Below are 22,274 nucleotides of genomic sequence, written 5' to 3' on the forward strand. Positions count from 1 at the left end.
TCGGTACCCTCACAGCATGACCAACTTCGTCTCCGCCGATGAGCTGCACGCCCTGCTGACCGAGGGCGCGCCGGTGCAGGTGCTCGACGTGCGGTGGCGGCTCGATCGACCGGACGGGCACGCGGACTATCTCGCCGGCCACATCCCCGGTGCGGTGTATGTGTCGCTCAGCGAGGAGCTCGCCACGCACGGTGCTCCGACCGAGGGGCGTCATCCGTTGCCGTCGACCGCGGCGCTGCAGGCGGCCGCGCGCCGCTGGGGTGTCCGCACGGGTGACGCCGTCATCGCGTACGACGACGCCAAGGGTCTGGCCGCATCGCGCGCGTGGTGGCTGCTGCGCCAGGCCGGTGTCGACGTGCGCGTGCTCGACGGCGGCATCCGGGCCTGGCAGGCGGCGGGGCACGAGGTTGCGACCGACGAGGTGATCCCGACTCCAGGCGATGTCGAGCTGAGTGAGATCGGCGCGGACGCGCTCACGATCGACGAGGCGGCGGAGTTCCCGGCATCCGGTGTGCTGCTCGACGTGCGTGCCCCCGAGCGCTACCGCGGCGACGCCGAGCCCCTCGATCCGGTGGCCGGCCACATCCCCGGCGCCCGCAACCTGCCGACCGGGCTGCATCTCGACGCCGAGGGCAGGGTTCACGATCATGACACCATCCGGGCGACCTTCGCCGCAGCCGGGGTGACCGCCGACACTCCGGTCGCCGCCTACTGCGGGTCGGGCATCACGGCCGCCCACAGCGTGCTGATCCTGGATGAGATCGGGATCGACGCGCGCGTGTTCCCCGGTTCGTGGAGTCAGTGGTCGAACACCCCCGACCGCCCGGTGGCGACCGGCGATCAGCCCGGCTGAGCGGCGGCGCCCCCTCCGCGCCCCCGCGTAGACTGGGAGAGACACCCCGGAGGACTCCACCCAGTCATGTCTGCCCCCGCTCACGCGCTCACCATGCGCCACATCCAGCTGCTGCGCGCACTCATCGCGGCCGCTGCGGCGCTGATGATCACCTTCTCGTCGGACCACTCCGCTCCGATCGGCCTCGCCGTGTTCAGTGGCTTCGTCTTCGTGACCGCGCTCGCGCACATCCTCGCCGCCTGGCTCGTACAGCCCGCCGGTGCCCGCTGGCCCTTCGTGCTGCTGGCGGCGTTCGGCGTGATGGCCGGAATGGCGACCGGTGTGCCGATGTGGCGCACCGACGACCTCTTCTTCGTGGTGGTGACGGCGTGGGCGGTCCTCACCGGCGGCATCGAGCTGCTGGCGGGTCTCCGTGCCCGCCGCAACGCCGACCCGCTGGCCCGCGATGCGATCACGGTCGGTGCCTTCGGCATCCTCCTCGCCGTCCTGCTGATGCTGATCCCGGCCGGCTTCCTGCAGGAGTACTCCATCTCGGGCGCCGGTGACTTCGTGCTCTCGGGCATCATCCTCGGCGTCGGCATGTTCGGCGGCTACGCAGCCGTCGTCGCCGTGTTCCTCGCCATCGCCGGTCTCACGCCTCGGCGTGCGGACGCCGCCCTGACCACCGACACGGACTCGGCTGCACCCGAGACCACCTCGGCCCCGACGACCCCGAACGGAGGAGAGCGATGAGTGACGAGAAGCCCACCCGCCGCGACATCCTGCGCCCGCTGCACCTGCTCGGGATCGCGCTGGCCTGCGGCATCTTCGCCATGGTGGTCACCCTGGTGACGACCGGCGCCTTCACGCTGAAGGTGAACACCGCCATCGCGAACGGCACCTACGACGGGCTGACCCCGGTCGTGCTGGGGCTCGTCGTCGGCGGCGGAGCGTTCATCGCGGCGCTGCTCATCCTCGCGATGCTGCTGCTCGCGATCGATCCCGCCGAGGTCACGAAGACCGTGGACCGCCCGGTGCTCTTCGACCCGTTGCCCGACGCCGAGCCAGGGTCGTCGGCATCCGGCGCGCCCACCGACCGCGAGGAATAGTCCGTCGGCGATCGGGCTTGAGCCTGAAGTGACTGCCTCCGTCGATCGCTCCTCCATCGGGTTGCGCTCTGCGCGCGGGCCCATCCTCGGCGCGCTGATGCTCGCCACCGGCCTCATCGCGATCGATGCGACGATCCTCGCCACCGCGGTGCCCAGCATCGTGCGCGACCTCGGCAGCTACCAGCAGTTCCCCTGGCTGTTCTCGGTGTATCTGCTCGCCCAGGCGGTGAGCGTGCCGATCTATTCCCGCTTCGCCGACACCGTGGGCCGAAAGCCCATCATCCTGCTCGGGATCGCGCTGTTCCTGCTCGGCTCGGTGCTCTGCGGCATCGCGTGGAGCATGCCGTCGCTGATCGTGTTCCGTATCGTGCAGGGGCTCGGCGCCGGAGCCGTCGCTCCGATGGCGATGACGATCGTCGGCGACATCTACACGGTCGCCGAACGCGCCAAGGTGCAGGGATATATCGCCAGCGTGTGGGCGATCTCGTCGGTGATCGGCCCCGCGCTCGGCGGACTCTTCTCGCAGCTCGACGCGTGGCGGTGGATCTTCTTCGTCAACATCCCGCTCTGCCTGATCGCCGGGTGGATGCTGGTGCGCCACTACCGCGAAGAGAAGCAGACTCAGAAGCACCGCATCGATTACGCGGGGGCCGTGCTGCTCACGGTCGGGCTCACCGGCATCATCCTCGGCATGCTCGAAGGCGGCAACGCGTGGGCGTGGATCTCGGTGCCCAGCGCGATCTGCTTCGGCGTCGGCATCCTCGCGCTCGTCGCGTTCGGGTTCGTGGAACGGCGCGCGCCCGAGCCGATCGTCGACCTGCGCCTCGCCTCGCGGCGGCTGATCCTCACCACCACGATCGTGTCGCTCGGGGTCGGGGCCCTGATGATCGGCGTCACGAGCTTCGCGCCCGCCTACCTCGAGGGATCCATCGGCATCGCTCCGCTGCTGTCCGGGCTGGCCGTCGCCGCGCTGACACTCGGCTGGCCGGTCTCGGCCGCCAACGCCGGGCGACTGTATCTGCGCATCGGCTTCCGGCGCACGACCCTGATCGGAATGAGCATCGCGACGGTGGCGGCGATCGCACTCGCGGCGGTGTCGCCCTGGCCGAACCCGTGGACGATCGCGGGGGTGGCGTTCCTGCTCGGGTTCGGACTCGGGTGGAGTGCCGCCCCGACGCTGATCGCCGCTCAGTCCTCGGTCGGGTGGGGCGAGCGCGGCGCCGTCACCGGCATGAACGCGTTCGCGCGCTCGGCGGGCAGCGCGGTGGGCGTCGCGATCTTCGGCGCCATCTCGAACTCCGTGATCGCGCAGGGCGCCGGACCCGACGACTCCGACACGATCATCCAGGCGTCGTTCTGGGTGTTCGTGGCGGTCGCCGTGACCGCCGTGCTGACGCTGCTCGCCGCCGCCTTCATGCCCCGCGACCGCGTCTCGGACCAGTCTCCCGCTGCCGATCCGGCGCCGAGTGCACGGGATCTCGCCGACTGAACGGGTTGTTCACGCGAATACCCCGTGCACTCGGCGCAAAGCCGTGCACTCGGCGTCAGGGGAGTGGGGGGTGGAGTGGGTGGGAGCGGGGAGGGCGCGGGGTCAGCGCGCGAGACGCTCCGCGACTCCGGTGTAGGTCGCGGGGGTCAGGGCGAGCAGGCGCTGCTTGGCGGCATCGCCGATCTCGAGACCCTGCACGAACTCCGCCAGCTCCGCGCCGCCGACACGGTGCCCGCGCGTCAGCTCCTTGAGCAACGCGTACGGGTCGGTGATGGTGGAGCGTCCGGCCACGACCTCGGCTCGGATGACGGTCTGGATCGCCTCGGCGAGCACTTCCCAGTTCACGTCGAGATCGGCCAGCAGCACGTGACGCGACAGCGAGATCTCGTTCAGTCCCCGGCGCAGGTTGTCGAGCGCGAGCAGCGAGTGCCCGAACGCGACACCGATGTTGCGCTGCGTGGTCGAGTCGGTCAGGTCGCGCTGCAGTCGACTGGTCACCAGCGTCTGCGAGAGCGAGCCCAGCAGCGCGGCCGAGAGCTCGAGGTTGGCCTCGGCGTTCTCGAAGCGGATCGGGTTGATCTTGTGCGGCATCGTCGACGAACCGGTCGCGCCCGCGATCGGGATCTGCGCGAAGTAGCCCAGCGAGATGTAGGTCCAGATGTCGGTCGCGAGATTGTGCAGGATGCCGCCGGCGTGACGAACGCGGTCGTAGAGTTCGACCTGCCAGTCGTGCGACTCGATCTGGGTGGTCAGCGGGTTGAAGCCCAGGCCCAGGCCTTCGACGTATTCGCGGGCGATGGTCGGCCAGTCCGCGTCGGGGTCGGCGGAGAGGTGCGCGGACCACGTTCCGGTCGCGCCCGAGAACTTGGCGAGGTAGTCGGATGCCGCGATCTGCGCGCGCACGCGCTCGAGACGCCACGCGAACACGGCGATCTCCTTGCCCATGGTCGACGGCGTAGCGGGCTGACCGTGCGTGCGCGACAGCATCGCGGCGTCGGCGTGCTCGACCGCGAGTTCGCGGAGCTTGGCGATCACGCCGTCGAGCGCCGGCAGCCACACCTGCTCGACCGCACGCTTGACCGTCAGCGCGTACGAGACCGAGTTGATGTCTTCGCTGGTGCAGGCGAAGTGCGTCAGTTCGGCGATCGCGTCGAGGCCCAGGGTCGACAGGCGGTCGCGTACGAGGTACTCGATCGCCTTCACGTCGTGGCGCGTGACGGCTTCCTTCTCGGCGAGCCAGTCGATCTCGGTCTGGCCGAAGTCGCGGTACAGCGCGCGCAGGCGCTCCTTGACGTCATCCGTCAGGGCGGTGGTCTCGAACAGCCCGCGGTCAGTGAGAGCGATGAGCCACTCGACCTCGACCTCGACCCGTGCCCGGTTGAGTCCGGCCTCCGAGAGGAAGTCGGCGAGGCCCGAGACGGCGGCGCGATACCGTCCGTCGAGCGGGCTCAGGGGCTGCGGCGGAAGCGAAGGCTGGAAAGTCAGGGGAGTCCTCCTGATCGGGCCCGTCAGATGCGGGGTGTGCGGGGCGGACGCAGGGCGGGTTCGAGCTGGCGGAACAGGCCTCGGGTCGCTGTCTCGATCATACCGAGCACGGAATCGAACATGTCCGTGCCGGCGTAGTACGGGTCGGGGACGTCGTGAGTGGAGGCATCCGCGTCGAATGCCATGAGCAGGGTGACCTTTCCCTCCTGATCCTCGTCGGAGGACCACTCCCGCAGGATCCGCTCGTGCGTGCGGTCGAGCGCGACGATGAGGTCGTTGTCGGCGAACGAGGCCAGGGTGAACTGCTTTGCGCGGTGCTGCGTGCCGTCGTATCCCCGCCGAGCGAGGGAGTCGATGGTGCGGTGATCGGCCTGTTCGCCGAGATGCCAGTCACCGGTGCCGGCGCTGCGCGACACGATGCGCGAGCCGAGTCCCTGCCGTTCGGCGAGATCGCGGAACACCACTTCGGCCATGGGTGATCGGCAGATGTTCCCCGTGCACACGAAGATCACGCGAAAGGGATCCGGGGATGTCACGCCTCCATTCTGCCTGCCCCGGAGCATCCTGCACAGCGCGGTGGTCTGCCACGGGTCTCCACGGGTGGCGTGATCCCGGTGAGGCAGGGGTCTGCCGGTCCCGGATGCTGGTCGCATGAACCCCTTCGTGAACGCGGTATCCGCCGGCTCGGATGACATGTGGGCCTGGTTCGCGGCATCCCGCGAGATCATCGCCGCGATGCGCGCCCTCGACGAGACGGGCGCGGCGCTGTTCGCTCTCGCCGATGAATCGGAGTGGCACTCCGACGGCGTGCAGGCTCTGAACTCCGTGCTGGAGCGCTTCCAGCACCGCACACGCTCCGAGGTCGGCGACCTGCGCATGCGGCAGTGGGAGCTGGAACGGGCGGCAGCCGCATGAGCGACGGGCTGCAGATCGATCACGGCGGTGCGATCGCGGTCGACACCGAGGTGCTGCGTGACATCGGCTCGCGCGTGCTGGCGCTGGCGGCGCGGCTCGATGATGCGCAGGAGGCCATTCGCCGCGCGCAGCGCATCGTCGCGATCACGCCGATGCTGCTCGAGCGGGTCGACGTCGGAGCCCTACGGTGGAGCGCCGAGCGGGTCGGGGCCCTGCTCACCGAGACGCAGGAGGCCGGGGCGGCGACGCTGCTCATGGCCGACGCATTCGAGGTGGTCGAGCTGCGCGCGCAGGCTGACGCGCTGCGGATCACCGATGCGGCGGGGGCGGCGGCGGTGCGGGCGCGACTCGACCGGCTCCTGGCATCCGACCCGCGTCTCGGGCGCATGGCCGACCGGCTGGTGGCCGACTGGACGGACGAGCGCTTCGAGGGGCTGGCGATCCCCTGGTACGCGGCCGGGGCGGCGACGCCGCAGATCTTCCTCACGGGCGCCGTCCTGTCTCTGCTCACCGGACTCGGCAAGGTCCGCGCCGGTGCACGGCTGACGGGCACGGCGGATGCGGTGGCTGTCACGCCTGCCCGCACGACCACGCCGACCGGACCGCCCACCTCACTCGCCGACGCGCTGCGGCGCTTTCCGAAGGCGGCAGGTGCACAGGTGGGAGTGGAGCGGTACACGATGCCCGATCGCACGCAGCAGTTCGCCGTGTACGTGAAGGGAACGCAGACCGTCGCGTTCGGCGGGGCCGAGCCCTGGGACATGCGCTCGAACACGCAGCTCTACACGGGCCAGAAGTCGGCCTCGTATCAGGCGACGCTCGACGCGCTCGAGAAGTCGGGGGCGAAGCCGGGTGACCGCGTGGTGGTCGTCGCGCACTCGCAGGGGGCGATGGTCGCCGCGCATCTCGCGATGGAGAGCGGATACGACGTGCAGCTGCTGGTCACCGCCGGAGCTCCGGTCGAACCGACCGTCGGCGACGACCAGCTGATCGTGCAGCTGCGGCACACCGACGACGTGGTCTCGTCGCTCGCGGGCGGCGGGTCCCCGGAGGGCACGGGGTCGCCCGACAGCTTCACCGCGAGACGCGTGGCCGATCCGCTGTTCGGGCTGCAGGACTTTCTGATCCAGTCGCACGGCCATGACGAGTACGTCGAGACCGCGGAGATGGTGGACGCCTCCGGCGACCCGCGTCTGGAGGCCGTCGACCGCGTCTGGGCCGATCTCGAGGGGGCGGTCGAGATCACCTCGACCGACTACCGCGCCGAGCGCGAGTGAGACGCGTCCAGCTGTGCTGTTCGCTCAGTCCCGGCGACGGGATCGCTTGCTCTGCGGGCGCAGGATGAAGCCGAAGAGGCCGTTGATCAGCGAGATGAGGATCGCCGCGAGCACGCCCCACCAGAAGTCGCCGACCGTGAGGCCCCAGCCGAAGCCGCTCGTGATCCATGCGGTCAGCCACAGCAGGAAGCCGTTGATCACGAATCCGATCAGGCCGAGCGTGAGGATGTACAGCGGGAACGCGACGATCTTCACGACGGTGCCGATGATCGTGTTCACCAGGGCGAAGATCGCGGCGACCGCGAGCAGCGTCAGCACGAGCTGCAGGGGCTCTCCCGGAGGGAAGGCGATGATCATGACCTGCAGGGCGGGGATCAGCGTCACGACCCATAGGGCGAACGCGTTGACGACGACTCTGATGATGAAGCGCATGGTCCGCTCAGTCTTCCATGATCGTCCCGCGATGTCAGCGGTCGCGCGTCCTCCGGCTGTCTGCATCGAACTCGTCGGGGACAGCCGTGCTCATGCGATCAACTTCGATCCGTGTCGCGCGTCCTCCGGCTCGTAGACTCGACCCGTGACCGACCCGATCCTGCCCCGCATCCGTCCCGCCATCGCCGCGCTCGCGCCGTATCGCCAGGGAAAGCCGGCAGGGCCCGACGCCTTCAAGCTCTCGAGCAACGAGAACCCCTTCGACCCGCTGCCGTCGGTCGTCGAGGCGCTCGCGCACACCACCCCGATCAACCGCTACCCGGATGCGACGGCCGGCCGTCTGCGCGCCCGCCTCGGCGCGCGCTACGCCGTGACCGCCGAGCAGGTGCACGTCGCCTCGGGCAGCGTGTCGATCCTGCATCAGCTGATCCTCGCGACGGCATCCGTCGGCGATGAGGTCGTCTACGCCTGGCGCTCCTTCGAGGCCTACCCGAGCCTCCCGCTCGTCGCCGGCGCGACCGGCGTGCAGGTTCCCCTGGCCGCCGGCGCGCGTCACGACCTCGATGCGATGGCGGATGCCGTGACCGACCGCACCCGCGCGATCATCGTCTGCACGCCCAACAACCCGACCGGCCCCATCGTCACGAGCGCCGAGTTCGCCGCCTTCGTGCAGCGTGTGCCCGCGGACGTGCTGATCATCCTCGACGAGGCCTATGCCGAGTTCGTCACGGCGCCCGACGCCGTGAACGGTCTCGCGGAGCGCATCTTCGAGAAGCATCCGAACGTCGTGGTGCTGCGCACCTTCTCGAAGGCCTACGGTCTCGCCGGTCTGCGCATCGGTTACGCGATCGGGCACGAGAAGGTGCTCGATGCGGCGCGCACCACCGGCATCCCCCTCTCCGTCACCTCGGCCGCCGAGAACGCCGCGATCGCGAGCCTCGACGCCGAGGGCGAGCTCCTCGAGCGGGTGGCGGCGATCGTCGAGCGCCGAACGCGACTGGTCGCAGGTCTTCGCGCGCAGGGGTGGGACGTCCCCGACGCGCAGGGCAACTTCGTGTGGCTGCCGACCGGTGAGAGCACCGACGAGGCGGCGGCGGCTTTCGTCGCGGGCGACCTGGTCGTGCGGCCGTTCCCGGGCGACGGGATCCGCGTATCCGTCGGAGAGCATGAGTCGGTGGACAAGGTCCTACAGGTCGCGGAATCCATTGTGCGGACCCTCCAGCCTGTGCCGACCAACCTCGGATAGCGTGGAACGGTGACCTCGTCAGAGACTGAACTCGTCCGCGTCCTGGAGAAGGACGGCCGCTTCGCGCCCAGTCCCGCCGCCGAGCGATACCTGCCGCTGATCGAGGCGATCGGCGATGCGGAGCTCGAGCAGTTCTACCGGGACATGGTGGTGATCCGCGCGCTCGACACTCAGGCGACCAACCTGCAGCGTCAGGGGCAGCTCGCGCTGTGGCCGCCGAGCCGCGGGCAGGAGGCCGCTCAGGTCGGCTCCGGTCGCGCCGCCCGCGCGCAGGACACGATCTTCCCCTCGTACCGCGAGCACGCGGTCACCCGCATCCGCGGCGTCGATCCGCTCGACATCATCAAGCTCATGCGCGGCGTCTCGCACGGCGGATGGGACCCCACGGACCCGAAGAACGGCAACACCCGGCTGTACACGCTCGTGCTCGGCTCGCAGGTGCTGCACGCCACGGGGTACGCGATGGGGCTGGCCTTCGACGGGCGCTCCGGCACCGGCGACGCCGACCGCGACGAGGCCGTCATCGTCTACTACGGCGACGGTGCCTCGAGCCAGGGCGACGTGCACGAGGCCATGGTCTTCGCGGCGAGCTACCAGGCCCCGACCGTGTTCTTCCTGCAGAACAACCACTGGGCGATCTCCGTCCCGGTCTCGACGCAGTCGCGCGTGCCGCTCGTCGAGCGGAGCGCCGGCTACGGCATCCCCAGCATTCGCGTCGACGGCAACGACGTGCTCGCCAGCTACGCGGTCTCGCGGGTCGCCCTCGACGAGGCGCGCGGCGGTGCGGGCCCGCGGGCGATCGAGGCGGTCACGTACCGACTCGGCGCGCACACCACCAGCGACGACCCCACGAAGTACCGCGGCAGCGCCGAAGAGGCATCGTGGGCGGAGCGCGACCCGATCACCCGCATGCGCGCGTTCCTCGAGGGCAAGGGTGCCGCGGCATCCTTCTTCGACGAGGTCGACGCCGAAGGAGCCGACGCCGCCGAAGACCTGCGTGCCCGCACGGTCGAGCTCGGCCCGCCGCCGGTCAGCCGCATGTTCGACCACGTGTACAGCGACCCGCATCCGCTGATCGAGGAGCAGAAGGCCTGGCAGGCACGGTACGAGGCGTCGTTCGAAGGAGACCAGGCATGACCCTCGAGACGATGCCGCTGAGCAAGGCGATGAACGCCGGCCTGCGCAAGGCGATGGAGAACGACCCGAAGGTCCTGCTCATGGGCGAGGACATCGGCAAGCTCGGCGGAGTGTTCCGCGTGACCGAGAACCTGCAGCGCGACTTCGGTGAGCGTCGGGTGCTTGACACCCCGCTCGCGGAGTCCGGGATCGTCGGCACCGCGATCGGCCTCGCGATGACCGGCTTCCGTCCGGTCATCGAGATCCAGTTCGACGGATTCGTGTTCCCCGCGTTCGACCAGATCACGACCCAACTGGCGAAGCTGACGAACCGTCACGAGGGCCGGATCAGTCTGCCGATCGTGATCCGCATCCCCTACGGCGGACACATCGGCGCGGTCGAGCACCACCAGGAGAGCCCCGAGGCGTACTTCACGCACACCCCGGGGCTGCGGGTGGTCTCGCCGTCGACGCCGAACGACGCGTACTGGATGATCCAGGAGGCCATCGCCTCGAACGACCCCGTGATCTTCATGGAGCCCAAGAGCCGCTACTGGCCCAAGGGCGAGGTTGACCTCGAGTCGTCGGCCGCACCGCTGCACGCCTCACGCGTGGTGCGCCGGGGGAGCGACGTGACTCTGGTCGGGCACGGCGCGATGGTCACGACCCTGCTGCAGGCGGCGGCGCTCGCCGAATCGGAGGGCACCAGCTGCGAGGTCGTCGATGTGCGGTCGCTGTCGCCGATCGACTACGCGCCGATCCTCGACTCCGTGCGCAAGACCGGTCGCATGGTCTACGCGCAGGAGGCGCAGGGGTTCACGAGCCTCGGCAGCGAGGTCGCCGCGACGGTCATGGAGCGCGCTTTCTACGCGCTTGAGGCTCCGGTGCTGCGCGTCTCGGGCTACGACACCCCGTTCCCTCCCGCCAAGCTCGAGGGCGTCTACCTCCCCGATGCGGACCGCATCCTCGAAGCCGTCGACCGCTCACTCGCCTACTGACACCGACGCTCGAACGGCTCGACTGCAGCACTTCCCGAAAGGCACGCTCATGAGCACGCAGAACTTCACCCTCCCCGACGTCGGCGAGGGCCTGACCGAAGCCGAGATCGTGGCCTGGAAGGTCGCGCCGGGCGATACGGTCGCGATCAACGACGTGCTGTGCGAGATCGAGACGGCGAAGTCGCTCGTCGAGCTGCCGTCGCCGCACGCCGGCGTGGTCGGTGAGCTGCTGGCCGCCGAGGGCACGACGGTCGAGGTCGGCACCCCGATCATCACCTTCACCACGGCGGATGCATCGGCGGAGCCCGCGGTCGCGGTCGCCCCCGCGCCCGAGGAGGGCGGCGGCTCGGTGCTCGTCGGCTATGGCACGGGCGGCGGAGCCAGCTCGCGTCGCAAGCGTCCGGCCGAGCGTCCGGTGCGCTCGTCGGTCGGCGTGATCGCCAAGCCCCCGATCCGCAAGCTCGCGCGGGACCTCGGCGTCGACCTGACGACGGTCACCCCGAGCGGTGCCGACGGCGAGGTCACCCGCGACGACGTCATGAAGCTGGCGTCGCAGGCCAGCGTGTTCCGCAACATCGAGACCCCGGAGTGGGGCGAGGTGCGCGAGGAGACGGTGCCGGCACCGCAGAGCGCTCCGGCCGGTCTGGCCCGCGGTGTCGCCACAACTCCCTCCGGCGCATCGAACGACGACGGTCGCACCGAGTCGATCCCGGTCAAGGGCGTGCGCAAGGCGACGTCATCCGCCATGGTGCAGAGCGCGTACTCGGCCCCGCACGTCACCGTGTGGAAGGAGATCGACGCCAGCCGCACGATGGAACTCGTCAAGCGCCTCAAGGCATCGCCGGACTACGCCGACATCCGCGTCTCGCCGCTGTTGATCATGGCGCGCGCGGTGATCTGGGCCGCCCGCCGCACGCCGATGGTGAACGCCGCGTGGGTCGAGACCGAGCACGGCGCAGAGATCTCGGTGCGCCACTACGTGAACCTCGGCATCGCGGCCGCCACGCCGCGCGGCCTGCTCGTGCCGAACATCAAGGACGCGCAGGACCTCGGCATGAAGGACCTCGCCCGGGCGCTCAATCGCCTGACTCTCACCGCGCGCGAGGGCAAGACCTCGCCCGCCGACCAGCAGGGCGGCACCATCACGATCACCAACATCGGAGTGTTCGGGATGGATGCCGGCACGCCGATCATCAACCCCGGTGAGGCCGGAATAGTGGCCATGGGCACGATCAGCCAGAAGCCGTGGGTCGTCGACGGTGAGGTCCGCCCGCGCTGGGTGACGACGGTGGCCGGGTCCTTCGACCACCGCGTGATCGACGGCGACGGCATGAGCCGCTTCATCGCCGACGTGGCATCGGTCCTCGAGGAGCCGGCGCTGCTCGTCGACTGAGCTGTCGCCCGCCGGAACGGCGGCGGATGCTGCGCCGAAACCTCGCGCGACCTACGCCGAAGGCCGCAGGCGCAGCTCCGCGAGCAGCGGCACCGCGCGCTCGCGCGCCGCACGCCGCGCCGTCGCCACCGCGCCGACCGACACGACCTCGGCCCCGAGCGTCGACGCCAGCAGCTCGGGCGCGGGCAGATGCAGCTCGTCGGGCAGGATGCGTCGGGCTGCCGCGAGCACGGGTTCGATGCTCTCGGCCACCGCGCCGCAGACGATCACGCGTGCCGGGTCGAACATGCTGCCCAGCACGCCGACCACGCGGGCGACCGTCGCGCCGACGCGTTCCGCGATCAGCAGAGCGTCGGTGTCTCCGGATGCCGCGAGCGTGAGCAGCAGGCGGGCGTCGACGTGCGCGCTGCCGACCACGCGTCCGACCGCGCTGTCCGTCGCGATCTCCCCGCTCGCCACTGCTGCCCGTGCCTGCTCCTGCGTCGAGTAGCGCAGCCCGATCGCCGATCCGACGCCGATGATGTGGTCGAACACGACACCCTCGCCGACGCCGCCGTGCGCACCGTGGAGCACGTGTCCGTCGATGACCACACCGCCGCCGTAGCGCTCACTCGCGAGCAGGGCGACGTAGTCTCGGCATCCGATCGCCGCCCCCTCCGTGCCCTCGGCGATAGCGGCGAGCTGTGCGTCGTTCTTGATTTCGACGACAGGCGCCCAGTCACGCAGCGCCTCGGCGAGTCCGGGGTTCGTGCGCTCCCAGAAGCCCTCGGGGTGCGGGGGCGAGATGCCGGAGCGATTGACCGGTGCCGCGACGCCGACGCACAGCGCGAGCACGCGATCGGGCGACACCTCGGCCTCGGCCAGCGCGGCGTGCAGGTTCTCGATGATCGTGGCGCGACGGGCGGCGACGGACTGCGTGGGGTCGACCTCGATGCGGTGGTGCACGAGCGTGCGGTCGATCGGGTCGGCGACGGTGACGGCGAGGTGCGTGTCGCCCGCGTCGACGCCGATCACGACCCCCAGGTCTGGGGAGAGCCCGAAGCGTCGGGCGGGGCGGCCCGAGCGATAGCTTCCGGCAGCGCGAGCATTGGGGAGTTCGCGCAAGACCTCGGCGCCCACGAGGGTGTCGATCGCGTCGATGGCGGTCGAGCGGGTCAGTGAGGTGCTCGCCATGACGTCGGTGGCGGTGAACTCCTTGGCCGCCCAGGCGAAGTCGAGCACGGCGCCGACGCTCGCACGCCCCGTGCCGAGCCCCGCGGATACTTCTGTCACGCCCCTTGACCTCCCTGTCCTGCCAATGAGAGAGTACCTCCCGACAGAGTAGATTCGCTCACTAGATTTAGTTCGCGCATCTACAGATGAAAGGACGACGGTGTCTGGAAGAAGAACACGCGCGCTGCGGATGATCGCCGGGGGCCTCGGGCTCACGCTGGTCGGAGCCGCCCTCACGAGCTGCGCAGCCGGCTCCGGAGCGGAGACCATCCGCTTCACCTTCAGCAAACGCGAGGCGATCGAGTTCATGACCGAGCTCGTCGCGGAGTACAACTCCTCGCAGGACGACGTGCGCGTCGAGATCGACACTTCGGGCGTCGACGTCGTCTCGGCCAGCTTCGTGCGGGGCAACCCGCCCGACATCATGCTCGCGAACTACAACTACGAGGTCGCGCGCTTCGTGCAGCGGTGCGCGCTCATCGACCTGTCCGAGACGGATGCCGCAGCGAACATCCGCGAAGACCTGCAGCCGCTCATGGAGCAGTACGGGTCGTGCGAAGGTCGCACCAGCGCCCTGCCCTACTCGGTGATGGCGGCATCGGTCATCTACAACAAGCAGATCTTCGAGGAGCAGGGGCTCGAGATCCCGCAGACCTGGGACGAGCTGATCGCGGTCTGCGATCAGCTGAAGGCCGCGGGGATCGACCCGTTCTACGCCACGTTCAAGGACGACTGGACCGTCGCGCAGGGCTGGTACGACTACACCGCCGGCGGCTCGGTCGACGTGATCGAGTTCTTCGACGCGCTCGCCGAGGAGGGCACCGAGGTGGGCGCGGACTCGGAGGTGTCGTTCGAGAAGGACTTCGCCGAGCCGATGGAGCGCATGATGCAGCTCGCGACCGAGTACACCAACGAGGATGCCGCGAGCCGCGCCTACGGTGACGGCAACCTGGCCTTCGCCAAGGGCGAGGCGGCCATGTACCTGCAGGGTCCGTGGGCGTTCAGCGAGATCGCGAAGACCGATCCGGATCTCGCGCTCGGCACGTTCCCGCTGCCGATGACCGACGACCCTGCCGAGCTGGGCGTGCGCGTCAACATGGACCTCGCCGCGATGATCCCCGAAGAGGCCCGCAACCCCGAGGCCGCCCGGGACTTCCTCGAGTATCTGTATCTGCCCGAGAACATCGAGGCCTACAACGCCTCGCAGCTCGGCTTCACGCCGACGAAGGATGCCGCGCCGCCGGACGATCCGCGTATCGAGGGCATGACCGAGTACTACGAGAACGGTCAGATCTACCAGGGTCCTTCGGTGCTCGTTCCCAAGACCCTTCCGATGTTCAACTACGCGCAGGCGATGGTGCTCGGCGCCTCGACGACCTCGACACTGCGCACCATGGATGCGGACTGGGCGCGCATCGCGTTCCGTGCGCCGATCCCCACGACACAGGATTCCGCATCGGCTGAGACAGATCCGGCACAGGCTGAGACAGAGGAGTCCACGCCATGACGACCACGGCCCCCACCACCGACACCACCGCGGTGGTCACCGGCGGTGACCGCACGCTGCGGCGCCACACGAAACGCGTCGAGCCGATCTACTATCTCTTCCTGCTGCCGACGCTGCTGCTCTTCACGCTCGCGATCACGGTGCCCGGCGTCATCGGCATCTTCTTCAGCTTCACGGACTCCATCGGCATCGGCGAGTGGAGCTTCAACGGGTTCACGAACTACATCGCGATGTTCAGTGATCCGGCGATCCTGCAGAGCTACCTGTTCACGTTCGGCTTCTCGATCGCCACGGTGATCGTCGTCAACGTGATCGCCTTCATGCTGGCGGTGGGGCTCACCTCGCGCATCCGCTTCAAGACCGGGCTGCGCACCGTGTTCGTGATCCCGATGGTGATCTCGGGCATCATCATCGCCTACGTCTTCAACTTCCTGTTCTCGAACTCGTTGCCCTCCGCGGCGGCCGGGTCCGGCATCCCGTGGTTGGAGACGAGCCTGCTCGCCAACCCGGATCTCGCCTGGGTCGCGATCGTGATCGTGACCGCCTGGCAGGCCGTGCCGGGAACGCTGCTGATCTACATCGCCGGTCTGCTGTCGGTACCCGGCGAGGTGTACGAGGCGGCGAGCATCGACGGCGCCAGCAAGACCCAGCAGCTCACCCGCATCACGATCCCGCTGGTCGCCGGCTACGTCGTGATCAACATCATCCTCGGATTCAAGGGCTTCCTGAACGCCTACGACATCATCGTCGGACTCACCAACGGCGGGCCCGGCACCTCCACCCGCAGCGTCGCCATGACGATCATCGCGGGCTTCAACGGCGGCGACTACGCCTACCAGATGGCCAACGCGACCATCTTCTTCATCGTCGCCGTGCTCATCTCGCTGCTTCAGCTCTCGCTGACCCGCGGAAGGAACGCCCTCTGATGTCGACGCAGACGATCACCCCCCAGACGCACTCCGGCAAGAAGCCGCGCATGAAGATGGAGCGGGTCAACTGGTCGGGAACGATCATCCTGATCCTCTGTGCCGTGACGGTGCTGCTGCCGCTGTACGTGACCATCTCGATGGCGTTCAAGACCTCGGGCCAGTCCGTCGACGGCAACGCGTACTCGCTGCCGGCGCCGTTCAGCATCGACGGCTTCGTGCAGGCGTGGAACCTCACGAAGTTCCCCGTCGGCGCCGCGATCTCGTTCCTGGTCACCGCCGGCACCGTGATCGCCACGATCCTGCTCGCGGCGTTCGCCTCGTACGCGATCGCGCGCAACTGGGATCGCAAGCTGTTCCGCTGGTCGTTCTTCTACCTGCTGGCGGCGATGTTCATCCCGTTCCCCGTGGTGGCGCTCCCGCAGATCCAGCTCACCGGACGATTCGGACTCGACAATCCGCTCGGCGTCATCATCCTCGCGACGATGTTCCAGCTGAGCTTCAGCGTGCTGCTGTTCACCGCGTTCCTGCGGTCGATCCCGATCGAGCTCGAGGAGAGCGCCCGCATCGACGGCGCGACCACGTGGCAGACGTTCTGGCAGCTGATCTTCCCGCTGCTCGCCCCCATGAGCGCGACGGTCGGCATCTTCGCCTTCCTCTACGCCTGGAACGACTTCATGCTGCCGTCGCTGATCATCTCCGATCCGGCGATGCAGACACTGCCCGTGCGACAGAACCTCTTCCAGAACCAGTTCAGCAACAACTACAACGTCGCCTTCGCGTCGTACCTCATGGCGATGGCGCCGGCGATCCTCGCCTACCTGTTCACGCAGCGCTTCGTCATGGAGGGCGTGACGCAGGGCGCCGTCAAGGGCTGAGCCACCCGACCACCGACCGTTCGACCGACCGCAACAACAGAAGGAGCGACACCCTCTCATGACCGATGCGACTCTCACCGAGACCCGCACAGACACGGCTGCCGCCTGGTGGCGTCAGGCTGCCGTGTACCAGATCTACCCTCGCAGCTTCGCCGACGCGAACGGAGACGGCCTGGGCGACATCCCCGGCATCCTCTCCCGCGTGGACTACCTCGCCGACCTCGGGATCGACGCGATCTGGCTGAGCCCGTTCTACCCCTCCGAGCTGGCGGACGGCGGATACGACGTCGCCGACTACCGGAACGTGGACCCGCGCCTGGGTACGCTCGAGGACTTCGACCGGATGGTCACGGCGCTGCATGCCCGCGGCATCCACGTGATCGTCGACATCGTGCCGAACCACAGCTCCGACCAGCACGCGTGGTTCCAGGAGGCGCTCGCCGCCGGCCGCGGGTCGGCCGCCCGCGAGCGGTACATCTTCCGTGAGGGGACCGGACCCGACGGCTCCGAGCCGCCCACGGACTGGGTCTCGGTGTTCGGCGGCAGCGCGTGGCAGCGCGTCGAGGACGGGCAGTGGTACTTCCATCACTTCGCCGTGGAGCAGCCCGACTTCAACTGGGATCACCCCGAGGTGCGCGAGGACTTCCTGAAGACGCTGCGCTTCTGGTCGGATCGCGGGGTCGACGGCTTCCGGGTCGACGTCGCGCACATGCTCACCAAGGACCTCACCGAGCCGCTGCCGTCGCAGCTCGAGCTCGACGCGATGGACCGCACCACGGGTACGCATCCGATCACCGATCGTGACGACGTGCACGAGATCTACGCCGAGTGGCGCGAGGTGTTCAACTCGTACGACCCGCCGCGCACCGCTGTGGCCGAGGCGTGGGTGGCGACGCCCGAGCGTCGGGCGCGCTACGCGTCGGCGTCGGGGCTCGGCCAGGCGTTCAACTTCGATCTGCTTGAGGCTGACTTCGACGCGGCGCAGTTCCGGTCGATCATCGACGAGAACCTGCAGCTGGCGCAGCAGTCGGGGTCATCGACCACGTGGGTGCTCTCGAACCACGATGTCACCCGCCACGCGACCCGTTACGGGCTCGCGCCGCTGAACGGGCGCGCGGTCAAGCAGGGCACCGAGTGGGTCGCCGCCGGGGGACCGGAGGAGATGCTCGACCGCGATCAGGGGCTGCGCCGCGCGCGTGCCGCCTCGCTGTTCATGCTCGGGCTTCCGGGCAGCGCCTACCTGTATCAGGGCGAGGAGCTCGGCCTCCACGAGGTCGCCGAGATCACGCCAGAGCAGCGGCAGGACCCGGGGTTCTTCCGCGGCGCCGAGTTCGACGGTCTGGGCCGGGACGGATGCCGGGTGCCGATCCCGTGGTCGGCGGACGGCGTCTCGTTCGGCTTCGGCCTCGCCGAGGCGCATCTGCCGCAGCCCGAGTGGTTCTCGGCGTACGCGGTCGACGTCGAAGCCGAGGACCCCACGTCGACGCTGAACCTGTACCGCGAGGCGTTGCGGCTGCGGCATCCGCTGCAGACCGGCGAGACGCTGGAGTGGATCGAGACCGGACGCCCCGATGTGCTGCGCTTCGCCCGCCCGAACGGGTGGCAGGTCGTGGCGAACTTCGGCACCGAGCCGTTCGACCTCGGCGCGGATGCTGCGGGAGTGGTGTTGTCGAGTGTTCCCCTCGCGGGACCCCTGCTCGCGGGTGAGGCCACGGCGTGGATCGCGCCCGCGGGGCTCGTGCTCCCGGACTGAGCGTGTTCTGACGCCGCGAGGTGTCGCGAATGGCCGCTTCCCTGCCCGGGAGGCGGCCATTCGCGCCTCCCGCCGTGCACCCGCTTTGATAATGGTTCTCATTAGCGCGTAGAGTGGAGGGATGAAAAAGCTCTTCGCTCCCCTCGCCCTCGCATCCGTCGCAGCTCTCGCGCTCGCCGGATGCTCCTCTTCGCCGACCGCGGCGACCGAGGGCGATGCGGGCGGCACGATCCAGGTCGTCGCGAGCACGAACGTCTACGGCTCGATCGCCGCGCAGATCGGTGGGGACCGTGTCGACGTCACCTCGATCATCGAGTCCGCCACGCAGGACCCGCACTCGTACGAGGCGACCGCCCGCGACCGGCTGACCGTGCAGAAGGCCGATCTCGTGATCGAGAACGGCGGCGGATACGACTCCTTCGTCGACACCCTGTTGCAGGACGCGAAGGACCCGCACGTGGTCACCGCGGTCGAGTTCGCGCACGACTACCCCGGCAACGAGGGCCACTCCGACGAGGCGCACGCTGAAGATGAGCATGCCGAGGAGGAGCACGACCACGCCGAGGATGCGGAAGGCCACGAGGGCCACGATCACATCGAGGGCTTCAACGAGCACGTCTGGTTCGACCCGCACGCGATGATCCACGTGATCGAGGCCGTCACCGACGAGCTGTCGGAGCTCGACCCCGACGGCGCCGCCGACTTCGAGGCGAACGCCGCCGACCTCACGGCCGATCTCGAGGGCTTCGAGGCCGACCTCGAGGGGCTGCAGTCCGCCGCGGCGGGCAAGACCGTCTTCATCACCGAGCCGCTGCCGGGCTACCTCGCCACGGCGGCCGGTCTCACCGACGCGACGCCCGAGGGTTTCGCGGAGTCGGTCGAGGAGGGCACCGATGTCGCCCCGGCCGTGCTGCTCGAGTCGCTGACCCTGATCGAGGGCGGAACACTCACCGCGGTGCTCACCAACGCCCAGACCGGTGGGGCCGAGACGCAGCGTGTAGAAGACGCCGCGAAGGCCGCCGGTATCCCGGTCGTCGCCTTCACGGAGCTGCTCGAGGAAGGATCGTCGTACTCTGAGTGGATGCGTGACGCGATCCAGAGCCTCGCCGCCGCGATCCAGCCGTGACGGGCGGCCTTCGACAGGCACCCCACGGCGGAGAGACGGCCGAGAGTGACGCGACCCCGGTCCTCGAGATCGCGGACGCGTCGCTGCATCGCGACGGGCGGGAACTCTGGTCAGGACTCGATCTGACCGTGCGCGCGGGCGAGTTCATCGCCGTGCTCGGACCATCGGGCTCGGGCAAGACCACGCTGCTGCGCAGCATCCTGGGCCTGCAACCGCTGTCGTCGGGAACCATCCGCGTCGCCGGACAGCCGGTGCACCGCGGAAACGCGCGTATCGGGTACGTGCCGCAGCAGCGGTCGCTGGCGCCTGACACCAGCATGCGCGCCCGCGACCTGGTCGCGCTGGGCGTGCAGGGCAGTCGTTTCGGACTCCCGATCCCGCATCGCGGTGACCGCGCCAAGGTCGATCGACTGCTCGAATCGGTCGGTGCCGCGCACTTCGCCGATCGCCGGGTCGGGATGCTGTCGGGCGGTGAGCAGCAGCGACTCCGAGTCGGGCAGGCGCTCGCCGACGAGCCCTCGCTACTTCTCTGCGACGAGCCGCTGTCGAACCTCGACCTGGCGAACCAGCTGGCCGTCACCGACATCATCGACCGGCAGCGACGGGATCGGGATGCCGCGGTGCTGTTCGTCACGCACGACATCAACCCGATCCTCGGCCGGGTCGACCGCATCCTGTACATCGCGGGCGGGCGCTTCCTGCTCGGCACCCCCGACGAGGTGCTGCAGACCCGCGTGCTCACCGAGCTCTACGGCACGCCGGTGTTCGTGCTGCGCGCCGGTGACCGCCTGGTGGTCGTGGGCGTGCCCGACGCCGAGCCGCATCACACGCACGACGACGACCACGGCGGTGCCGCATGAGGCCGCTCGTCGAGTGGAGCGACGTCTTCTCGTTCCAGGACTACGGCGAGCTGGTCGCACTGCTCGCGAACTCGATCGTGGCGGGTGCCGTGCTCGGCATCGTCGGCGGTCTGATCGGCGTCTTCGTGATGCAGCGCGACCTCGCGTTCGCGGTGCACGGGGTGAGCGAGCTGTCGTTCGCCGGGGCGGCCGCAGCGCTGCTGTTCGGCGGCAGCGTGGTGGTCGGCTCCCTCGGGGGAGCGCTGGTCGCGGCGATCCTCATCGGCGTGCTCGGGGCCAAGGCACGCGACCGCAACTCCATCGTCGGGGTGCTCATGCCGTTCGGCCTCGGCCTCGGAATTCTCTTCCTGTCGCTGTACGACGGGCGCAGCGCCAACCGCTTCAGCCTGCTCACGGGGCAGATCGTCTCGGTGTCGAGCCCCGACCTCGGCTGGCTGATCGGCATCAGCATGGTCGTGCTGATCGGTCTGCTCGTGATGTGGAACCCGCTGCGCTTCGACTCGCTCGACCCGGAGTCGGCCGCGGCGCGTGGCGTGCCGACGCGCACGGTGAGCCTGGTGTTCATGGTGCTGCTGGGGCTGATCGTCGCCGTCAGCGTGCACATCATCGGCGCACTGCTCGTGATGGCGCTGCTGGTCACTCCCGCCGCAGCCGCGATGCGCGTGACCGCCGGGCCGGTGGCAGTGCCACTGCTGGCCGCGCTGTTCGGCTTCGTCTCGGCCGTCGGCGGCATCCTGCTCGCGCTGGCCGGAACGCTGCCCGTCAGTCCGTACATCACGACGCTGTCGTTCCTGATCTACTGCGTCTGCTGGATCGTACAGCGCACCCGCGCCCGCGTGAAGCGCGTTCGCGCCTGACCCGGTTCCGCGCGGTGCTACGCTGTAGCGCATGGTAGCTCCGACGAACGTCCGCTTCAGCGAGCGAGTCAATGATGCGCTCACTCGGTACGTCCACCTCACCGGTCAGACCAAGTCCGGCGTCATCAACAGCGCGGTGGAGGAATGGCTGAGGATGCAGGAGCATCCGAAGATCCGCTACGCAACGGTGGAGACGGGAGAGCGGCGAGCGCGGCTGGTCGACGGCCCGGAGGTCTGGAGCATCGCTGAAGCCTGGTCGGCGCACGCGCCCGGCGAACGGAAGCCCGAGGTGCTGAGCTACGCGCTCGGACTCGTGGACGACGACGTCGAGGCGGCTCTTCGGTACTGGGCTGACTATCGCGACGAGATCGATGCGCTGATCGAGCGCCACCGCGCCGCGCAGGACGACGCGCTCGCGGCATGGGAGAGGCGTCAGGCGATTGACGCCGCCTGACCTCAGGATCCTGCTCGACGAGCACTACCCGGGTTGGTTGGCCGAGGCGTTGCGCGCCGCGGGTGTCGATGCCGTAGCCGTGGTCGACCGCGACGACCTGCGCGGCGCCCCGGACACGTCGGTGCTCCGCGCCGCCGTCGTCGAGGAACGCACCGTCGTGACGGAAGATGTCTCCACGTTCACCGTCGCCATTGACCGGGTCGGTCGTCATCACGGCGTCGTCTTCTGTCATCACGCGCGCTTCCCTCGGACTCGGAGCGGCCTGGATCGACTGAGGCGAGCGCTGATCGCGTTCGTGTCGGCTCCGCCCATCCAGTCCGATCAGCTGTCATTTGTGTGGTGGCTGGCGGCTGACCCCGGTTCCGCGCACTCCCAGCCCTCGGCAATGCCCGACGATTAGACTCTCCGT

At 69.2% G+C, this 22,274-nt stretch carries 23 protein-coding genes; 19 read left to right on the forward strand and 4 right to left on the reverse strand.

What is annotated here, in order from left to right:
• Positions 1–16: 16 nt before the first annotated feature.
• The 4 genes from AC2D10_RS12495 (at position 17) to AC2D10_RS12510 (ending at position 3,430) form a co-directional block, all read left to right on the forward strand.
• Positions 17–853 (forward strand): sulfurtransferase, encoded by an 837-nt coding sequence (locus tag AC2D10_RS12495; protein ID WP_484708110.1) that lies wholly within the window; start codon positions 17–19, stop codon positions 851–853.
• Between the two features lie 66 nt (positions 854–919).
• On the forward strand, positions 920–1,585 hold the full coding sequence (locus AC2D10_RS12500) for an acyl-CoA synthetase (RefSeq protein WP_484708111.1): 666 nt from the start codon (positions 920–922) through the stop codon (positions 1,583–1,585).
• Complete coding sequence (locus AC2D10_RS12505; protein WP_484708113.1) at positions 1,582–1,941, forward strand: hypothetical protein; 360 nt, start codon at positions 1,582–1,584, stop codon at positions 1,939–1,941. Before AC2D10_RS12500 ends, AC2D10_RS12505 begins: the two co-directional genes overlap by 4 nt.
• A gap of 28 nt (positions 1,942–1,969) precedes the next feature.
• The gene (locus AC2D10_RS12510) at positions 1,970–3,430 is read left to right on the forward strand and encodes an MFS transporter (protein ID WP_484708115.1); all 1,461 of its coding nucleotides are present in this window, start codon (positions 1,970–1,972) and stop codon (positions 3,428–3,430) included.
• A gap of 102 nt (positions 3,431–3,532) precedes the next feature.
• Here the strand turns inward: AC2D10_RS12510 and purB are convergent, their stop codons facing one another.
• Together purB and AC2D10_RS12520 are read right to left on the reverse strand one after the other, a co-directional pair.
• Positions 3,533–4,915 (reverse strand): adenylosuccinate lyase, encoded by a 1,383-nt coding sequence (purB, locus tag AC2D10_RS12515; RefSeq protein ID WP_484711849.1) that lies wholly within the window; start codon positions 4,913–4,915, stop codon positions 3,533–3,535.
• A 23-nt stretch (positions 4,916–4,938) separates the two neighbouring features.
• Entirely contained in the window at positions 4,939–5,388 is a 450-nt protein-coding gene (locus tag AC2D10_RS12520) for a low molecular weight protein-tyrosine-phosphatase (RefSeq protein ID WP_484711850.1), read from the reverse strand.
• A 178-nt stretch (positions 5,389–5,566) separates the two neighbouring features.
• Between AC2D10_RS12520 and AC2D10_RS12525 the strand changes: the two genes are divergently transcribed.
• Both AC2D10_RS12525 and AC2D10_RS12530 read left to right on the forward strand, forming a co-directional pair.
• Positions 5,567–5,830, forward strand: a complete 264-nt coding sequence (locus AC2D10_RS12525) for a hypothetical protein (RefSeq protein ID WP_484708116.1) — start codon at positions 5,567–5,569, stop codon at positions 5,828–5,830.
• Positions 5,827–7,107: a hypothetical protein gene (locus AC2D10_RS12530; protein WP_484708119.1), complete on the forward strand. Its 1,281-nt coding sequence runs from the start codon at positions 5,827–5,829 to the stop codon at positions 7,105–7,107. Before AC2D10_RS12525 ends, AC2D10_RS12530 begins: the two co-directional genes overlap by 4 nt.
• A gap of 24 nt (positions 7,108–7,131) precedes the next feature.
• On the opposite strand, the gene AC2D10_RS12535 is transcribed toward AC2D10_RS12530, so the two are convergent.
• Positions 7,132–7,539 carry a phage holin family protein gene (locus AC2D10_RS12535; protein ID WP_484708120.1) on the reverse strand — a complete coding sequence of 136 codons (408 nt, stop codon included), beginning with the start codon at positions 7,537–7,539 and terminating at the stop codon, positions 7,132–7,134.
• 145 nt (positions 7,540–7,684) lie between these two features.
• On the opposite strand from AC2D10_RS12535, the gene AC2D10_RS12540 reads away from it, so the two are divergent.
• Genes AC2D10_RS12540 through AC2D10_RS12555 form a run of 4 tightly spaced genes read left to right on the forward strand, consistent with a single transcriptional unit; the run spans position 7,685 to position 12,292 of the window.
• Positions 7,685–8,785, forward strand: a complete 1,101-nt coding sequence (locus tag AC2D10_RS12540) for a histidinol-phosphate transaminase (protein WP_484708121.1) — start codon at positions 7,685–7,687, stop codon at positions 8,783–8,785.
• Between the two features lie 9 nt (positions 8,786–8,794).
• The gene (locus AC2D10_RS12545; RefSeq protein WP_484708122.1) at positions 8,795–9,922 is read left to right on the forward strand and encodes a thiamine pyrophosphate-dependent dehydrogenase E1 component subunit alpha; all 1,128 of its coding nucleotides are present in this window, start codon (positions 8,795–8,797) and stop codon (positions 9,920–9,922) included.
• Complete coding sequence (locus AC2D10_RS12550; RefSeq protein WP_484708123.1) at positions 9,919–10,899, forward strand: alpha-ketoacid dehydrogenase subunit beta; 981 nt, start codon at positions 9,919–9,921, stop codon at positions 10,897–10,899. The genes AC2D10_RS12545 and AC2D10_RS12550 overlap by 4 nt, the downstream gene beginning before the upstream one ends.
• Before the next feature lie 49 nt (positions 10,900–10,948).
• Complete coding sequence (locus tag AC2D10_RS12555; protein WP_484708124.1) at positions 10,949–12,292, forward strand: dihydrolipoamide acetyltransferase family protein; 1,344 nt, start codon at positions 10,949–10,951, stop codon at positions 12,290–12,292.
• A gap of 51 nt (positions 12,293–12,343) precedes the next feature.
• Here the strand turns inward: AC2D10_RS12555 and AC2D10_RS12560 are convergent, their stop codons facing one another.
• On the reverse strand, positions 12,344–13,564 hold the full coding sequence (locus AC2D10_RS12560; RefSeq protein WP_484708125.1) for an ROK family protein: 1,221 nt from the start codon (positions 13,562–13,564) through the stop codon (positions 12,344–12,346).
• A 100-nt stretch (positions 13,565–13,664) separates the two neighbouring features.
• Between AC2D10_RS12560 and AC2D10_RS12565 the strand changes: the two genes are divergently transcribed.
• From AC2D10_RS12565 to AC2D10_RS12605, 9 genes are all read left to right on the forward strand, one after another.
• On the forward strand, positions 13,665–15,011 hold the full coding sequence (locus AC2D10_RS12565; protein ID WP_484708126.1) for an ABC transporter substrate-binding protein: 1,347 nt from the start codon (positions 13,665–13,667) through the stop codon (positions 15,009–15,011).
• Entirely contained in the window at positions 15,008–15,937 is a 930-nt protein-coding gene (locus AC2D10_RS12570) for a carbohydrate ABC transporter permease (protein WP_484708127.1), read from the forward strand. The genes AC2D10_RS12565 and AC2D10_RS12570 overlap by 4 nt, the downstream gene beginning before the upstream one ends.
• Complete coding sequence (locus AC2D10_RS12575) at positions 15,937–16,815, forward strand: carbohydrate ABC transporter permease (RefSeq protein WP_484708128.1); 879 nt, start codon at positions 15,937–15,939, stop codon at positions 16,813–16,815. The genes AC2D10_RS12570 and AC2D10_RS12575 overlap by 1 nt, the downstream gene beginning before the upstream one ends.
• 58 nt (positions 16,816–16,873) lie before the next feature.
• Positions 16,874–18,568, forward strand: a complete 1,695-nt coding sequence (locus AC2D10_RS12580) for a glycoside hydrolase family 13 protein (RefSeq protein ID WP_484708129.1) — start codon at positions 16,874–16,876, stop codon at positions 18,566–18,568.
• Positions 18,569–18,689: 121 nt separating this feature from the next.
• A complete protein-coding gene (locus AC2D10_RS12585; protein WP_484708131.1) occupies positions 18,690–19,694 on the forward strand; it encodes a metal ABC transporter solute-binding protein, Zn/Mn family in 1,005 nt (334 codons plus the stop codon).
• Positions 19,691–20,554, forward strand: coding sequence for a metal ABC transporter ATP-binding protein (locus AC2D10_RS12590; RefSeq protein ID WP_484708133.1), 864 nt, complete (start codon positions 19,691–19,693; stop codon positions 20,552–20,554). Before AC2D10_RS12585 ends, AC2D10_RS12590 begins: the two co-directional genes overlap by 4 nt.
• Positions 20,551–21,411: a metal ABC transporter permease gene (locus AC2D10_RS12595; RefSeq protein ID WP_484708135.1), complete on the forward strand. Its 861-nt coding sequence runs from the start codon at positions 20,551–20,553 to the stop codon at positions 21,409–21,411. Before AC2D10_RS12590 ends, AC2D10_RS12595 begins: the two co-directional genes overlap by 4 nt.
• Before the next feature lie 31 nt (positions 21,412–21,442).
• The gene (locus AC2D10_RS12600; RefSeq protein ID WP_484708136.1) at positions 21,443–21,865 is read left to right on the forward strand and encodes a hypothetical protein; all 423 of its coding nucleotides are present in this window, start codon (positions 21,443–21,445) and stop codon (positions 21,863–21,865) included.
• Entirely contained in the window at positions 21,852–22,265 is a 414-nt protein-coding gene (locus tag AC2D10_RS12605) for a DUF5615 family PIN-like protein (protein ID WP_484708137.1), read from the forward strand. Before AC2D10_RS12600 ends, AC2D10_RS12605 begins: the two co-directional genes overlap by 14 nt.
• Positions 22,266–22,274: the final 9 nt, after the last annotated feature.

It is taken from the genome of Microbacterium sp. PI-SA-G, from assembly GCF_057215335.1.

Bases quoted from the DNA above. Each gene is read 5' to 3' on its own strand.
- AC2D10_RS12495 (WP_484708110.1), top strand. From the start codon at position 17: ATGACCAACTTCGTCTCCGCCGATGAGCTGCACGCCCTGCTGACCGAG.
- AC2D10_RS12500 (WP_484708111.1), top strand. From the start codon at position 920: ATGTCTGCCCCCGCTCACGCGCTCACCATGCGCCACATCCAGCTGCTG.
- AC2D10_RS12505 (WP_484708113.1), top strand. From the start codon at position 1,582: ATGAGTGACGAGAAGCCCACCCGCCGCGACATCCTGCGCCCGCTGCAC.
- AC2D10_RS12520 (WP_484711850.1), bottom strand. From the start codon at position 5,388: ATGGCCGAAGTGGTGTTCCGCGATCTCGCCGAACGGCAGGGACTCGGC.
- AC2D10_RS12525 (WP_484708116.1), top strand. From the start codon at position 5,567: ATGAACCCCTTCGTGAACGCGGTATCCGCCGGCTCGGATGACATGTGG.
- AC2D10_RS12530 (WP_484708119.1), top strand. From the start codon at position 5,827: ATGAGCGACGGGCTGCAGATCGATCACGGCGGTGCGATCGCGGTCGAC.
- AC2D10_RS12535 (WP_484708120.1), bottom strand. From the start codon at position 7,539: ATGCGCTTCATCATCAGAGTCGTCGTCAACGCGTTCGCCCTATGGGTC.
- AC2D10_RS12550 (WP_484708123.1), top strand. From the start codon at position 9,919: ATGACCCTCGAGACGATGCCGCTGAGCAAGGCGATGAACGCCGGCCTG.
- AC2D10_RS12555 (WP_484708124.1), top strand. From the start codon at position 10,949: ATGAGCACGCAGAACTTCACCCTCCCCGACGTCGGCGAGGGCCTGACC.
- AC2D10_RS12570 (WP_484708127.1), top strand. From the start codon at position 15,008: ATGACGACCACGGCCCCCACCACCGACACCACCGCGGTGGTCACCGGC.
- AC2D10_RS12575 (WP_484708128.1), top strand. From the start codon at position 15,937: ATGTCGACGCAGACGATCACCCCCCAGACGCACTCCGGCAAGAAGCCG.
- AC2D10_RS12580 (WP_484708129.1), top strand. From the start codon at position 16,874: ATGACCGATGCGACTCTCACCGAGACCCGCACAGACACGGCTGCCGCC.
- AC2D10_RS12585 (WP_484708131.1), top strand. From the start codon at position 18,690: ATGAAAAAGCTCTTCGCTCCCCTCGCCCTCGCATCCGTCGCAGCTCTC.
- AC2D10_RS12595 (WP_484708135.1), top strand. From the start codon at position 20,551: ATGAGGCCGCTCGTCGAGTGGAGCGACGTCTTCTCGTTCCAGGACTAC.
- AC2D10_RS12600 (WP_484708136.1), top strand. From the start codon at position 21,443: ATGGTAGCTCCGACGAACGTCCGCTTCAGCGAGCGAGTCAATGATGCG.